Source organism: Vibrio sp. NC2 (assembly GCF_025195005.1).
In the GTDB taxonomy this organism is placed as follows: Bacteria; Pseudomonadota; Gammaproteobacteria; order Enterobacterales; family Vibrionaceae; genus Vibrio; species Vibrio splendidus.
In genome coordinates this window covers 25,789-39,731 of the sequence record NZ_JANVFC010000027.1, presented here as the reverse complement: position 1 = coordinate 39,731, position 13,943 = coordinate 25,789, and the positions used below count along the sequence as shown (strand labels likewise).

General features: G+C 44.4%; 16 protein-coding genes. 3 read left to right on the top strand and 13 right to left on the bottom strand.

From position 1 onward, the window contains the following. Positions 1-58 precede the first annotated feature (58 nt). The 5 genes from glpE to ftsY all read right to left on the bottom strand — a co-directional run bounded on the left by glpE (position 59) and on the right by ftsY (position 4,790). Entirely contained in the window at positions 59-379 is a 321-nt protein-coding gene (glpE, locus tag NX845_RS21510) for a thiosulfate sulfurtransferase GlpE (protein WP_004736711.1), read from the bottom strand. A gap of 430 nt (positions 380-809) precedes the next feature. Further along, positions 810-1,667: an RNA polymerase sigma factor RpoH gene (gene rpoH / locus NX845_RS21505; protein WP_026012297.1), complete on the bottom strand. Its 858-nt coding sequence runs from the start codon at positions 1,665-1,667 to the stop codon at positions 810-812. Between the two features lie 177 nt (positions 1,668-1,844). Further along, positions 1,845-2,813, bottom strand: coding sequence for a permease-like cell division protein FtsX (gene ftsX / locus NX845_RS21500; protein WP_260257133.1), 969 nt, complete (start codon positions 2,811-2,813; stop codon positions 1,845-1,847). Continuing rightward, complete coding sequence (ftsE, locus tag NX845_RS21495; protein WP_260257132.1) at positions 2,800-3,477, bottom strand: cell division ATP-binding protein FtsE; 678 nt, start codon at positions 3,475-3,477, stop codon at positions 2,800-2,802. Before ftsE ends, ftsX begins: the two co-directional genes overlap by 14 nt. Before the next feature lie 77 nt (positions 3,478-3,554). After that, positions 3,555-4,790: a signal recognition particle-docking protein FtsY gene (ftsY, locus tag NX845_RS21490; protein WP_260257131.1), complete on the bottom strand. Its 1,236-nt coding sequence runs from the start codon at positions 4,788-4,790 to the stop codon at positions 3,555-3,557. 230 nt (positions 4,791-5,020) lie between these two features. On the opposite strand from ftsY, the gene rsmD reads away from it, so the two are divergent. Together rsmD and NX845_RS21480 are read left to right on the top strand one after the other, a co-directional pair. Further along, positions 5,021-5,623: a 16S rRNA (guanine(966)-N(2))-methyltransferase RsmD gene (gene rsmD, locus NX845_RS21485; protein ID WP_065682861.1), complete on the top strand. Its 603-nt coding sequence runs from the start codon at positions 5,021-5,023 to the stop codon at positions 5,621-5,623. A gap of 10 nt (positions 5,624-5,633) precedes the next feature. Continuing rightward, positions 5,634-5,900, top strand: coding sequence for a DUF1145 domain-containing protein (locus NX845_RS21480; RefSeq protein WP_004736590.1), 267 nt, complete (start codon positions 5,634-5,636; stop codon positions 5,898-5,900). 118 nt (positions 5,901-6,018) lie between these two features. On the opposite strand, the gene NX845_RS21475 is transcribed toward NX845_RS21480, so the two are convergent. From NX845_RS21475 to NX845_RS21460, 4 genes are all read right to left on the bottom strand, one after another. Continuing rightward, the gene (locus NX845_RS21475; RefSeq protein WP_009848232.1) at positions 6,019-6,603 is read right to left on the bottom strand and encodes a YhgN family NAAT transporter; all 585 of its coding nucleotides are present in this window, start codon (positions 6,601-6,603) and stop codon (positions 6,019-6,021) included. 224 nt (positions 6,604-6,827) lie between these two features. Continuing rightward, entirely contained in the window at positions 6,828-7,064 is a 237-nt protein-coding gene (locus NX845_RS21470; RefSeq protein ID WP_065682860.1) for a YecH family metal-binding protein, read from the bottom strand. Between the two features lie 90 nt (positions 7,065-7,154). Beyond that, positions 7,155-7,775, bottom strand: a complete 621-nt coding sequence (locus NX845_RS21465) for a lysoplasmalogenase (protein ID WP_004736594.1) — start codon at positions 7,773-7,775, stop codon at positions 7,155-7,157. A gap of 928 nt (positions 7,776-8,703) precedes the next feature. Next, entirely contained in the window at positions 8,704-9,078 is a 375-nt protein-coding gene (locus tag NX845_RS21460; protein WP_004736595.1) for a hypothetical protein, read from the bottom strand. A gap of 244 nt (positions 9,079-9,322) precedes the next feature. Here NX845_RS21460 and NX845_RS21455 point away from each other — a divergent pair, with 244 nt between their 5' ends. Next, complete coding sequence (locus NX845_RS21455; RefSeq protein WP_004736596.1) at positions 9,323-9,652, top strand: DUF2500 domain-containing protein; 330 nt, start codon at positions 9,323-9,325, stop codon at positions 9,650-9,652. Between the two features lie 59 nt (positions 9,653-9,711). On the opposite strand, the gene NX845_RS21450 is transcribed toward NX845_RS21455, so the two are convergent. The 4 genes from NX845_RS21450 to NX845_RS21435 all read right to left on the bottom strand — a co-directional run bounded on the left by NX845_RS21450 (position 9,712) and on the right by NX845_RS21435 (position 13,848). Then, entirely contained in the window at positions 9,712-10,725 is a 1,014-nt protein-coding gene (locus NX845_RS21450) for an acyltransferase (protein WP_065682859.1), read from the bottom strand. A gap of 124 nt (positions 10,726-10,849) precedes the next feature. Beyond that, the gene (gene arsJ, locus NX845_RS21445; protein WP_065682858.1) at positions 10,850-12,070 is read right to left on the bottom strand and encodes an organoarsenical effux MFS transporter ArsJ; all 1,221 of its coding nucleotides are present in this window, start codon (positions 12,068-12,070) and stop codon (positions 10,850-10,852) included. Positions 12,071-12,167: 97 nt separating this feature from the next. Beyond that, complete coding sequence (locus NX845_RS21440; protein WP_065682857.1) at positions 12,168-12,659, bottom strand: cyclin-dependent kinase inhibitor 3 family protein; 492 nt, start codon at positions 12,657-12,659, stop codon at positions 12,168-12,170. A 187-nt stretch (positions 12,660-12,846) separates the two neighbouring features. Beyond that, on the bottom strand, positions 12,847-13,848 hold the full coding sequence (locus NX845_RS21435) for an ArsJ-associated glyceraldehyde-3-phosphate dehydrogenase (RefSeq protein ID WP_004736601.1): 1,002 nt from the start codon (positions 13,846-13,848) through the stop codon (positions 12,847-12,849). Positions 13,849-13,943 lie beyond the last annotated feature (95 nt).

Sequence of the window (13,943 nt, the reverse complement as noted above, 5' to 3'; positions counted from 1 at the left end):
TGTTACTTCCTATTCATGCTATGAAAGATGCTTGAAGCTGTTCAAGTGATAAAGGCTATTAACCCGCGATCACTGGAAGTTCAGCACGATGCCAAGCTTCAAATCCACCATCAACACTATATACCTCTTCAAAGCCTTGGTTCACTAAATATTGTGCCGCACCTTGGCTACTAATACCGTGATAACACATCACTAAGATTGGCTGTTCGAACTCAACCTCATCCATGAACGACACCATGGTATCGTTAGTAAGATGGTAAGCGGTTTTTGAGTGAGCTACCGCAAAAGACTGCGGGTCACGTATATCGACAAGTCGAGCTTCGCCTTGTTCAATAAGGGCTTGAGCACCTTTAACATCGATATGTTTAAACTGGTCCATGACTTTCTCTTTTATACTGATTTACTTTGCTGCCATTGTAACCTATCCCAAGGCTAACAATCACATCCACTTAATAAGGTTATCCACCAGCGATCACTTTTACACCATTTGTGGATAAACCTGTGAATTGCGTGAATAAAGTGCTTTTTTAAAAATAGATCCACAACATGTAGTAATGATCCTGATCTAACTGTGGGTTAACTGAAACATATCCCCACTCGAAAAACCCCTTCAAAGCCTTACTACACCCTGCTTTTAGACAGCTGACGAATAAACTTCTCACAGAGTTATCCACAAAATCACTTTGCAAATTTCGATCGCAAAAATTGAGAAATCGATCCAAAACAAAAAGGCCGAGATCTCTCGATCTCGGCCTTTTCAAAAATTCAGCTATTTGTTAGCTCTACTATTAGATAGAAACTAGATGCTATTAGAAATCGCCAACGGCTTGTTTCAATTTCTTCATCGCATTCTTTTCTAACTGGCGAACACGTTCTGCAGAAATGCTGTAGGTATCCGCTAAGTCTTGCAGTGTCGACTTGTTATCATCCAACCAACGTGAGCGAACAATGTGTTGGCTGCGTTCGTCTAAGCTCTTCAATGCGAGTCCTAAGCGATTATTGGTATGAGATTCCCAGTTAGCCGCTTCAACCGTTTCAGCAACGTCTGATGCTTTGTCTTCTAGGTAGTAAACTGGAGCCGTGTAAGCAGAACCACCGTCATCGTCATCCATCGGGGCTTCAAACGTAGCGTCTTGTGCCGCTAAGCGAGATTCCATTTCACGAACTTCTGAAGGCTCAACACCCAACTCACGTGCAACCGTCTCAACTTCGCCGTTATTGAACCAACCTAAACGCTTTTTAGACTTACGAAGGTTAAAGAACAATTTACGTTGTGCTTTCGTTGTTGCGATCTTAACGATACGCCAGTTACGCAAAACGTACTCATGAATCTCAGCTTTGATCCAGTGAACAGCAAAAGAAACTAGACGAACACCAACTTCTGGATTGAAGCGCTTAACAGCCTTCATCAAGCCGATGTTACCTTCTTGGACGAGATCAGCCATTGGTAGCCCGTAGCCAGAGTAGCCTCTTGCAACGTGTACCACGAATCTTAGGTGGGAAAGGATCAAGCCTTTCGCAGCGTCGATCTCACCTTTGTAATGTAATCGCTCTGCAAGTCCACGTTCCTCTTCAGGAGTCAGCATAGGGTAGCTGTTCGCTGAGCGGATATAGCTATCTAAACTATCTTGTGTGACTAAAGCCATTTGATACGCTTGGTTTGCCATTCGGTTCCTCATCAATCTCTGATCTGGAGTAATACATCTATTAAAACCCGACAATCTTGAACCTAAAATGAACAGGTTTCAAGGAGGGGGAAGTAATTATGCATAATCAATTCTTCTATACAAGGCAAAAACTGGTTAAGAACTGCCTATTTTTCGTATAAATATGACTCTATTCACCTAAACTGGTTCAATTTCTTTTAGATGACGCTGTGCAGAAAGCTTCGCAGCCACACTACCAAGCAGGGTTCCGACGATCAAAAGTAATAAAGATTCATCCCAACTCAGGCCAATTAAGCGAAAATGACTATCATAAAGCTGAGCCAAATCATCCACTGCACTGTTGAGCAATACGGTAATCAATGCCGTCATTACCCAAGCACTAATCGAACCTAAAACGCCAAACCACATCCCAGCATAAAGGTATGGTCGAAGAATATAGCTGTCGGTAGCACCAATCAGCTTCATGGTTTGAATCTCGTCTTTATGCGCCAGCACATTAAAGCGTAATGTATTGCCAATAATCAAAAATACCGCGCCCAACATCAATACCGTTAGGGTAATAACGATGACCGCTGCTAATGCTTTGATCGCATCCAATCGAGCTAACCAATCTTCGTCTAAACGAACATCGGTCACTAGCTCTTGCTTTTTAACGTTGCTTGCTAATTCTTTGATTAAGACATCACTGTGCACGCTTGGCGTAATCACCAACACACCTGGCAATGAATAATCGTCTAGGATAGTCAGGGCATCTTCAAAACCAGAATACTGGCTTAGATCCGCAAGCCCTTGTTGCGGTGAAATGTATTCCACCAGCTCGACTTGATCCCAACTTTCAATTTCATCCTTAAGCACCATTACTCTCGGCTCAGGAATACCATCCTCTACATAAGCACTTATTTGTGACGGGCTGGTGACATCTTGAGCCACTTCACCAACGTTCTTACCCAGTAGGTACAAACAAGCTGGCATCGCCAAAGCCATTGAGATCACCGCAAGGGTCAACAAGTTGCCCAACGGACGTTGCCACATTTGCGAGAACGATGACTTAGCTTGTTTCCAATGAACAACAAAGAAGCCGTCGCTTGAAGCCCGGTTTGCTGCTCGATTGGATTGAGGTTTCTTGATGCGCTTATTCGAGGCCATAGTCTTCAACCTCACTCAAAAAGCCTTGGTTTAATTCAAGATGACGGTACTGAGGGCGAGTGTTCACTAACCCGATATCGTGCGTCGCTAGGATGATCGTGACACCTGCGCGGTTGAACTCTTCAAACAAACGTAATACACGGTTAGATAATTCAGGATCGAGGTTACCGGTCGGCTCATCCGCTAAAAGCAGAGTTGGACGGTTAACCACAGCGCGAGCGATACCCACGCGTTGCTGCTCACCACCAGAAAGCTGGCTTGGCAAACAACGGGCTTTGTCGAGTAAGCCGGTTTTATCCAACGCAGCACTGACTCGGCGTTTTATTTCATTTTCAGAAATAGATTCAATACGCATAGGCAGTGCGACGTTATCAAAAATCGAGCGATCCATCAGTAGGCGATGGTCTTGAAAGACAATCCCGATGTTACGACGTAAGAAGGGAATATCTTTAGCTGGAATACGAGTGATATCGTGATCGTTAAACCAAACACGTCCGTCAGTTGGACGCTCGATGGCGCAGATCAACTTCAGTAAGGTACTTTTACCAGCGCCAGAGTGCCCACCCAAAAAAGCCATCTCTCCACGTTTAAGGTGAAAGTCCACTTTTTGGAGCGCTTGTCGTCCGCCTCGGTAGGCTTTGCTCACTTGCTGAAATTTGATCACCGAAAATTCCTCTTACGATCACTCATATCAAATTTAAAACGGTAGCAGGTTAAGGATAAACCACTTTGCTACTCGCGTTACTCTTCGCGGCTAAATAGTGCTTCAATAAAGTCTTTAGACTCAAATGGACGCAGGTCATCAATGCCTTCACCCACACCAATGTAGCGGATTGGAATCTGGAACTGATCAGCAATTGAGAAAATCACGCCGCCTTTCGCCGTACCATCTAGCTTAGTGAGCGTAATACCCGTTACTGGTGCCACGTCACTGAACAGCTTCGCTTGGCTGATAGCATTCTGACCGGTACCTGCATCTAGCGTTAACATGATTTCGTGCGGTGCAGAGTCATCAATCTTCTTCATTACACGAACAATCTTACGCAGCTCTTCCATCAAGTTGCTCTTGTTCTGCAAACGACCTGCAGTATCGGCAATCACAACATCAACACCACGCGCTTTCGCCGCTTCAATGGCATCGTAGATAACAGACGCGCTATCGGCACCTGTGTGCTGAGCGATCACAGGAACATTATTACGTTGGCCCCAAACCTGAAGTTGTTCAACCGCTGCCGCACGGAAGGTATCACCCGCCGCCAACATCACTTTCTTGCCTTCACTTTGGAATTGTTTAGCCAGCTTACCGATGGTGGTTGTCTTACCGACACCGTTCACACCAACCATTAAAATAACGTAAGGTGTTTTAGTGGTATCAACAACCAATGGCTGTTCCACTTGGCTTAAGATATCCGCCATCTCTTCTTTGAGCAGACCATATAAAGCTTCACCGTCTTTTAGGTCATTACGAGATGCTTTTTCTGTCAGATTTTCAATGATCTTAACCGTGGTATTCATACCCACGTCTGCAATCAGAAGTTGCTCTTCTAGTTCTTCAAACAGATCTTCATCGATTTGTTTACCCTTGAACAAGCCAAAGAAGCCAGCACCGATGTTTGCTTTAGTGCGGCTAAGGCTACGCTTAAGGCGCGCAAAGAAGCTTTCTGTCGGCTTATCTTGAACTTCTTCAACCTGAGCTTGAGGAACAGCAACTTCTTCCTGTTCTGCTTCTGCTTCTGCTGCGACAGGTTGCTGATCTTGTTGAGCTTCTTCAAGCGCTTGCTCAGATTCAACCGACTTAGATTCAGTTGGCTTAGCTTGTTCAGCTTCAGGCGCGACCGGTTCAGCCTCGACTTGTGATTCAACTTCAGTTTGATCTTCAACGTTTTCTACGTTCGCTTCATTCTGAGTTTTTGGGCTTTGTTCTTCGTCACCAAAACCAAGCCACGATAATAATCCGCGCTTCTTTTTTTCCGTCATCAGAGGAGTTTCCTAGATCTACTAATTAGCTGTATTGACTTAATACACGTCGACTCTTTGCTATTGTTATACAATACAAGCTTGTACAAACGAATAGTAAAGAAAAATGACAAAGCAGTGATAAGTTTGCTTTTAGCTTGATACACTTTGTCATTGCAAATTTATTTAATACTCGAACCCACTTAAATTGGGCTCGGTATAGTATCACTTTATTAGCGGTCAAAAAATCTATGGTAAGACGTCGCCAGCAAAACACATCACAAAAAAAGCCATCCGGAGGCTTTGTTCGAATTATTAGTGGCTCGTGGAGAGGTAGAAAGCTACCTGTTCATGATTTAGAAGGATTACGCCCAACCATTGACCGAGTAAAAGAGACACTCTTTAACTGGGTGGCTCAAGATATCCCATATTCAACTTGCTTGGATGTATTTGCCGGTTCTGGCGGTCTAGGTTTTGAAGCAGCTTCTCGCCAAGCAAAAATGGTGACACTGCTCGAAATGAATCAAAAGGCGGCCAAACAGCTTTCTGATAACGCGAAAGAGCTTAAGGCAGACAACATCAATGTCGTGAATACTGATGCTATCTCTTTCCTTAAGAAGCCAGGTACTCCTTACGATATGGTTTTCCTTGATCCACCATTTCGTAAAGGCTTACTTGCAGAAACTGTACAACTGCTTGAGAGCAATGGCTGGTTGGCAGACAACGCCATCATTTACGTCGAGACAGAAAAAGAGCTGCAGCTTGAGGCTATGCCAGAGAACTGGGAATTGCATCGCGATAAGACCACTGGCCAGTCTAGCTACCGACTGTTTAATCGAACCACTGAAGAATAGGAGTTATTAAATGAAGTTCTTACTTCCACTAGCAAAAGTAGCCATCGCCTTTGTTTGGTTTATCTTAATCGTAAATATTTTCTACCCATTCCCGGGTAATGCTGCGATTGCGCTTTATATCATGACAGCGTTCTTGTTCTTCATGCACGGCCTGCAGATGCTGATTTTTATCGGTGCATTCGGCGATAAGATCGAAATGTCACGTTGGGAGAAGTGGTCAATATTGATTTTCGGAGTCTTTGCCCTCCTCGATATCCGACGCAAGCACATGATGTAATCAAGCTTAAGCTCAGATATAAAACGCTTAGCTACAGAAAACATCATGACAGAAACATTAAATACAAGAACGCCGCTCATTTGAGCGGCGTTTTTTTTATTCAGCAATGATACTGATGTTAGCCCATGTAGCCTTTTACACCATCTAGGAACATTTGCGTCGACAACATAACCAACAACAAGCCCATCAAGCGTTCGATGGCTTTAAGGCCTCGCTCACCCAGCACTCGCAGGAAGAAACCATTAAACATCAGAATAAAGAAGGTCGCGCCCCAAGCCAGCATCACTGCGCCTGAAAGCTCTAACATGTTGTCAGGGTGCTGTGTCGACAACAGAATCAATGCAGCAATCACCGACGGTCCTGCAATCATAGGGATCGCCATCGGCACGATAAACGGTTCTTCACCCGCCGCTAGGCCGGTAATACTGCCCGCACTTGGGAAAATCATCTTAATCGCGATGATGAACAGAATAATACCGCCAGAAATGCTCAAGGTTTCAGGCTGCACGTGCAGGAAGTTCATGATGCTTTGACCGGCAAACAAGAACAACAGCAGGATAATCAGCGCAAACATCAGTTCACGAACAAGAACAATACGGCGACGCTTCGGATCAATATGCTTAAGGATAGAGAGCACGATTGGTAGATTGCCAAGCGGGTCCATAATAAGAAACAGCATGGTTGCTGCAGATAAAATTTCCATAAGTTTGTCTCGAAAAGCGTAAGTGCGCGGAGTATAGCAGCCTCAACATTGATTTTCGAACGCAGTAATAAAAGGATTAACTTATGTAATTAGAAGGGAATTTTTCGAGAGCAAATAGAAAGGAGAAAAGTAAAAAGATAATTTAAGAGTGAAGCCGAAACGTCGCATCCACTCTTCTTATCTATAAAAGCCAAAAGGCTCAAAAAACCAGTTGTTACTCAAGATTAGTGGTTACACACACGTTCGCGATTGGTGCAAAGTTTGTCATCAATAACCACGACCTTTTCCATCTTCAGGAAAAATTTCAGCAAGCTATCCAAATCCAGACCATTTAGCTTACACGTATGGAAGCGAGCTTCTGCGCCGTAAGTTTGAGCGAGCTCTTGCGTCAACTCTTCACGAGTCAGGGGATTTTCACTCAGTAGGTTTAAAACGTTGTGTGCATGAATTTCGGTAGTCATAACTCTATCTCATGTTTAATGAAGTAGACGTAGAGTACCTACTTTCATCTTAGCTGCCTTGATGTAGCTCAGAATTAAGCTGGCTCTACCCTAAATGGTAAGGGAAGCAACAATGAGAGCGTGCGCGAGAAAGTAACTGCCCGTCACCCAAAAATAGGCACCTTTGATTGGGCTACGATAGAAATTTAGCGCATACGCCAGTGCCGAAAGTAGTAAAACGCTACAGCCAGCAAAACCAACCGCATGTGACAATTGAGGATCAAGCAACCAGAGCTCACCAGAAGCCCATGCAAGCTGAATAAGCACGATACCCATGATAACCACAGGAAAGACGAGTTTGTCTAAACGAGGCAGAAGTAAGAAGAAAGCAACGACACAAGCCGCTAATAGGAGCGCGAACAACCACCAGACCATTTCTCCTGATAGCTGTAACCAAAATGCTTTGCTGTAACAGAGCTGAGCCAATAAGAAGCACACAAAATGCAGAGGACGTTTTTGAGTAACCGTATGAAGGACATCTGCGATTGCAGAGATCGCCAACCCAGCGACTATCCAATAGGTAAAGTCAGCAACGACAGATTGAGTTAAAGCAATGGTCGCCAATAATACAAAGGTAAATACCTTATACGACAAGGCCTGACCGATATGTCCATGTTTCGTTCCTGCTATTGCTCCGATACCAGATAAGGAAACCGCCAACCAACTCCACATACCATTTGCCCCATTGCTTTAAATCGTCGCCAGTCTAGGCACACGAGTGTTGATGTAAAGCCTCAGCCCCTCAAAATTGGATCTTGATTACGCTTCCACTAAAAAGAGCCTCTTTAGATTGAAGTCGTAACAATTACTATGATGACTATGGCTATTCTTTTAAAACTAGAGCGATTCATCGACAAACTTATTTAAATTGGCATTAGAGCGTCCAGACTTGAATTTTAGTCATTTCTAACCTACAGACTCCTTATAAAACCCCCATATATCATCAAATACCACACTTAAAAATTTAAAAACACTGCATTTAAGATCAATTATAACAATAAGTTAAACAAACAAATCCAGAGTTAACAGGGAAATGAAAACACCACATCACTCTAGACTTATAAAGTAAGTGGCTTGCTTTCTTAAAACCCAACTTTGTCAGGTTTTTTCAAGTCCTCTGTAAAAATCCCTACAAAAATCAATCCGAAAAATTTAAAACAGAACAAAATCAAAGCCAGAAACCACCAACCCCTATTAATACAGTTTAACAACCTTTAACAATATAAATTACACAAAATGACCCTTATAAAACAACAACTTAAATCAAAAATGGATAAACATGAAGCACAACGTATAAAATAAGAACACACCAAAAGACACAGTTAAACACACCCAAATAAGCCAAAAACCAATAGTTTTCTACTACTTTTAAAGCTTTCGAAAGTAATTCTTGATCTAAACCTATAAGTAGTGCTATTCTTTAAAACATAGCGAGAGACAACCAAATTTAGGAGTAGTGTTATGATTTCATCTTCGCAAAGACAAGGACTTGTAATGATCGCGGTAGTTGTAGGTCTAATGACACTACCGATGATGTACTAAGCAAGTTACAAATAAAAAAAGGGACGCCATGAGCGTCCCTTTTTTTTGTTCAATTTTTTCACTTCGAAAACAGATGCAGTGTTAGCACATCCCAGTTCGCATAATAGAAACCCGCGGCTGCTAAAGTCATTGCCATCATCAGTAAGATCGCAACTCGCCAGATAAAACGACCACTACGTGGAGTCAGCTCCTTCTCACAGTCGTTACACATCATGATGAACTTATGTTGGTCTTCCAACTTAGCCTCATGTTCATTGACTACCTTATTACGACACGTTGCGATATAACGCAGCTTGCTCACCATATCGTGCGGTAGCCTTTCTTCACAGCTTGTTACAAGCTCATGCAATCCTTCGCCTTCGGCATGATATTGAAGCCTCAATAACTTCTCTATATTGCGAGTTCTTGTCACCACTTTTTCAATATCGGTCATCTTGGCCCTCCCACTCCACACTATAATTCTAGTCGAGCATTCCCTTATTTTTATACAAATTTACTGATATTTACGTGAGAAAGAGACAATAAATAACAATGCTTTATCCCAAACAAGCCACTAAATGTGATGTCTGCCGAAAAATAATCAGCTTGGCTTACAACAGTTCACGAATAACAGCTTTAAACACATATCCCTATTGCTTGAAAGACTAGAATAACCATCACGACTACATGGAGGTTATATGCCTAATTCACTCTTTTTTGCCATCTTTGCACTTGCTGGTCTAGCGGCTTGGGTATTTATTGGTTTCTATCGAAAACACTCGCAAGGTGAAAATGCGCCAGAAAAGAAAGTGAATGTCACGGTGTTAGACAAACAATCCATCGACCTTCCTGACGCAGAACCTGGCCAAGAAGATCAAGAGTACTGGATTTACGTTCAACGTGGTGTGGTTGGTCCGAAGCGAGAATTCCAAGTCGGCATCCACTACTTCCACGCCCTTAACCCTGGCGACAAAGGAACCTTAACCTACCAAGGCGATAAGTTCTTACACTTTGCGTTGAAGCGCTAACCCTAGCCGCCTCAACTTTCTCTTCTAAGCAATCCATCAGAAAGCCTTAGCACCCACCGCTAAGGCAATAACCAACGCGTTCTCTCTGACTTAGAGACCAACCAGCTCATCCATAACGCGCCTGCTCCGCTGATCACGATCCATAATGGAATAACCCAAGCAGGGTGTCCTTGGTACCAACCGAACTCTTTCATTGGCCACAAGAAAATCGGGTGCAGCAGATAAATACCTAAGCTGTGTTTACTGATAAAACCAACCACTTGATTGCTCTTCTCAGACAAACCTTCACCATAGTAACGGCACACCATGAACACCATGCTCGCCGCTAATACGGTATTCAACGTCTTGTAAGATAACCAACGCCCTACTGTGTACTCTTCTGCTACCAAGCTTGCATCAACCACCATGTAAACCGTGGTCATTAACGCTAACCCACCCAGTAATACACTCACGCCGACAGTCATCTTATTAAGTGGAACAATCTTATACAGCAGGTAACCCAACGGTAAGTACCCGGTGTACAACCACAACTCATGACTCCAAGGGCCATCGATTTTTAGTAAGAACAGCAATGTTGTGAACAACCATACCGCCGTAAAGGCATAGACAGATCTATCACCGTACTTTCTGACCATGATCTGTAAAAAAGGAATCACAAAGTAGAGCGGGATAAAGTAATAAAAGAAGCCAAGGTGATAGTAGGTATAGTGATGATAGCTATTGAGTAGCACATCCCAACTGACGTCAGCATCGAAGCCCATTACCGACCAACCCGATAGGTAGGTATAGAACAGCGACCAGACAATGAAAGGGATCAGCACCTTACCCAGACGACGCTTGAGGTAGTACTTGGCGTCAAACGGGCGCTGATCACTCAGCATCAGAGCACCAGTAATCAAGATGAACACCGGCACCGCCCAACGACTGAAACCGTTCACCGTAATGGCGGTCAGCCACTCACCGAAAGGAATGGTGCCTAATTCATTCCGATAAGGCGCCAAAACATGAATCGCGATAACTGCTATGGCCGCGACACATCGTGCTAAATCAAAAAAGAGAATTCGCTGCTTCATGTAAATGCCTGATTAATATTCAATCATTCTACTATAGCAATAAAAAAGCTGACCGGAATAAATACCAAGTCAGCTTAGTGTTAAAGGAGAGGCTTATCGCGAATTTAGCTCATGCGGCTGAAGCTTATGCCGCTGAAATTTGCGGCACTTTAGGTAAACGCAGAGAGATCACCGTCGTTATCGCTAAGAACGCAAAAGATACCCACAGACACGCAGACAAACCGGCCATTTGGAATACCAACCCTGACAAGATAGTGCCAATCAAACGGCCCATTGCATTTGCCATGTAATAGAAACCGACATCAAGAGAAACGCCATCGCCTTTCGCATAACTCACAATAAGGTATGAGTGCAGCGATGAATTCACCGCAAAGATGGCACCAAACACCATCAAGCCACCGATAATAACGAACTCGGGTTGCCAGCCAATTTGCACCGCATAGGCAATACCTGCAGTCACGATAGCCAACGCCCCCGCCCATAATAGCGCTGCATGTCCATCAGGCACCTTGCCTTGTGCTTTACCAGTAATCTTGGGTGCAATGCCCTGCACAAAGCCATATGCGATGGTCCAAACCGCTAAGAAGCCACCCACCCATGAGTGATCCCATCCAAACACGCTGCCTAGGTAAATCGGCAAAGCAATCACAAACCACACATCACGAGCACCAAACAGGAACATACGCGCAGCAGATAGGATGTTGATGGATTCAGACTTAGAGAAGATCTGTTTGAATTTAGGTTTGGTTTTAGCTTTACCCATGTCCGCTTCTAAGCTCACCAAGCTGCCGATGAACACTAATGTCAGTACAGCAGCCATCGCAAGCACTGCATATTGGAAACCAATTGTTGAAAGCAGCAAACCACCAATAAAGAACCCTGCGCCTTTAAGCGCATTCTTAGAGCCGGTCAGAATCGCTATCCACTTATAAAGCGCACCCTGCTGTTCATCAGGTACCAGAGTCTTAATCGAGCTCTTGGCACTCATCTTATTGAGGTCTTTAGCAATACCAGACAAAGCCTGCGCCGCCATTACCCAAGGAATGGTCAACATGGCTGATGGCACCGCGAGCATACCCAAGGCGACGACTTGCATCCCTAACCCGATGTTCATGGTCTTGTTGAGGCCAAGACGCGCCCCTAACCAGCCACCGATTAGGTTGGTCACCACACCAAAGAATTCATAGAAAAGGAACAGTGAGGCGATTTCTAGTGAACTGTAACCAAGGTCGTAAAAATACAGAACCACCAGCATACGAAGTGCACCATCAGTAATGGTGAAGTTCCAGTAGTTGAAAGTCACCAACATATATTGGCGAACGCTCTTACTTAGATTTGAAAACATAACGCTATCTCTGCAATCTAAACAAAAAGAGCTTTTGGATCATGATAAGTTCAACACTCCAGATACCAAAAGCTCCTTGTATTCCAACAATGGCTTATTAGCTGTTCGCTACGCCATTAATGTATTCAACCTGAATGGGCTTAGTGAATGCGCCCGGACGCAGTGCCTGCACCTCTTGAACAATCTTGCTCATGTCCCAGCTCTTCTCTAACAGCAGGTGTGCAGCCAGCAAGCCAGTACGGCCAGAACCGCCCATACAGTGCATTGCTACCTTGCCGCCGTTATCAACCACTTGATGCAACGCAGGGCTAGCCGCTTGCCATTTCGCAGCAAAATCAGCACCCGGTGCACAGTCGTCTTCAATTTCGATCTGGAACCATTGCATGCCTAGCGCACGTGTTTTTTCGCCAAGTGCCGCCACGTCTTTACTTGCAAGCTCATGGTCATCAAGTGCTGTCACGATAGCTTCAACGCCTTGCTCTTTTAGCTGAGCCAGTGATGCATCAAGCGTTGCTTCTTTTGTACCTGGGCATGGAGTCAGGATTAGCGCGCCTTGCTCTAGGTCTAGTTGCCATGTTGGATGTGTCATTGTGTAACCTCTTAAAATTCTTATAGAACCAATACTCAAAATAATTGGAGTTGCAGGTAGGCAACCTTTTCCCTAAAAAGGAATGAAGTTCAGCCCTATGAGCATAGTGGGTCTATGTGATTAGGGCGGCCGGCGTTCCGGTGAACTTACGCAGTTAACAACGCTGCAGCTTCAAGTATGAAGAGTATTATGCTAACCCGACAGTGCGAACTAGCTCAGCGGTACGTGTCGCGTAGCCCATCTCGTTGTCGTACCAAGCGTAGATCTTAACCATGCGCTTACCGACCAACATCGTTGATAGTGCATCCACGATTGTTGAGCGTTGGTCGCCTTTGTAATCGATAGAAACCAGTGGACGCTCTTCAAAGCCAAGAATGCCTTTCAGTTCATTCTCAGACGCTTCTTTCAGCATCGCATTGACTTCTTCTGCTGTGGTGTCTTGCTTCACTTCGAAGATGATGTCTGTCAGAGAAGCATTCGCTAGTGGTACACGAACCGCGTGGCCGTTGATACGGTTTTCAAGCTCTGGGAAGATCTCAACAATCGCTTTAGCGCTGCCCGTTGTTGTTGGGATAAGGCTCATGCCACATGCTCGTGCACGGCGTAAGTCTTTGTGGGGCGCATCAAGAATCGTTTGCGTGTTAGTTAGATCATGAATAGTGGTGAAAGCTGCGTTCTCGATACCAAGCTTCTCGTTGATCACCTTAACCACTGGCGCGAGACAGTTCGTTGTACAAGACGCTGCCGTTACGATTTTATGTACCGCAGGATCGAAGATATTGTCGTTCACACCGACAACAATGTTTGCGATGCCTTCTTCTTTCACAGGAGCCGATACCACAACGCGCTTCACACCTTGCTCTAGGTATTTGTTTAGGAAAGAGGTCTTACGGTGAACACCTGTCGCTTCGATAACCACATCACAACCAGACCAATCGATCGCATCAATGTCGCGCTCTTTTGTGGTTTTGATGCGTTGACCATTGATGATCATCTCGTCGCCTTCAACAGCCACTTCGTGATTCCAACGACCTTGAACCGAATCGAACTCAAGAAGGTGAGCCAATGTTGCTGTGTCGCCAGCCACATCGTTAATTTGAACAAATTCTAGCTCATCCCAATCGAATGCTGCGCGAAGTGCTAGACGGCCGATACGACCAAAACCATTAATACCTACTTTGACTGTCATTTTCTGTTCTCTCAGTTAATTGCCTTCATATTTGAAGCCGCAGCGTTGTTGACTACGTTCACTTACCGGATCGCCGGCCTCCCTAATCACATAGA

Excerpts from the sequence above, each read along its gene's own strand:
- NX845_RS21450 (WP_065682859.1), bottom strand. The coding sequence starts at position 10,725 with ATGAAGCAGCGAATTCTCTTTTTTGATTTAGCACGATGTGTCGCGGCC.
- NX845_RS21455 (WP_004736596.1), top strand. The coding sequence starts at position 9,323 with ATGCCTAATTCACTCTTTTTTGCCATCTTTGCACTTGCTGGTCTAGCG.
- NX845_RS21440 (WP_065682857.1), bottom strand. The coding sequence starts at position 12,659 with ATGACACATCCAACATGGCAACTAGACCTAGAGCAAGGCGCGCTAATC.
- ftsY (WP_260257131.1), bottom strand. The coding sequence starts at position 4,790 with ATGACGGAAAAAAAGAAGCGCGGATTATTATCGTGGCTTGGTTTTGGT.
- NX845_RS21460 (WP_004736595.1), bottom strand. The coding sequence starts at position 9,078 with ATGACCGATATTGAAAAAGTGGTGACAAGAACTCGCAATATAGAGAAG.
- NX845_RS21475 (WP_009848232.1), bottom strand. The coding sequence starts at position 6,603 with ATGGAAATTTTATCTGCAGCAACCATGCTGTTTCTTATTATGGACCCG.
- NX845_RS21435 (WP_004736601.1), bottom strand. The coding sequence starts at position 13,848 with ATGACAGTCAAAGTAGGTATTAATGGTTTTGGTCGTATCGGCCGTCTA.
- arsJ (WP_065682858.1), bottom strand. The coding sequence starts at position 12,070 with ATGTTTTCAAATCTAAGTAAGAGCGTTCGCCAATATATGTTGGTGACT.
- rpoH (WP_026012297.1), bottom strand. The coding sequence starts at position 1,667 with ATGGCAAACCAAGCGTATCAAATGGCTTTAGTCACACAAGATAGTTTA.
- rsmD (WP_065682861.1), top strand. The coding sequence starts at position 5,021 with ATGGTAAGACGTCGCCAGCAAAACACATCACAAAAAAAGCCATCCGGA.
- NX845_RS21470 (WP_065682860.1), bottom strand. The coding sequence starts at position 7,064 with ATGACTACCGAAATTCATGCACACAACGTTTTAAACCTACTGAGTGAA.
- NX845_RS21480 (WP_004736590.1), top strand. The coding sequence starts at position 5,634 with ATGAAGTTCTTACTTCCACTAGCAAAAGTAGCCATCGCCTTTGTTTGG.
- ftsX (WP_260257133.1), bottom strand. The coding sequence starts at position 2,813 with ATGGCCTCGAATAAGCGCATCAAGAAACCTCAATCCAATCGAGCAGCA.
- NX845_RS21465 (WP_004736594.1), bottom strand. The coding sequence starts at position 7,775 with ATGTGGAGTTGGTTGGCGGTTTCCTTATCTGGTATCGGAGCAATAGCA.
- glpE (WP_004736711.1), bottom strand. The coding sequence starts at position 379 with ATGGACCAGTTTAAACATATCGATGTTAAAGGTGCTCAAGCCCTTATT.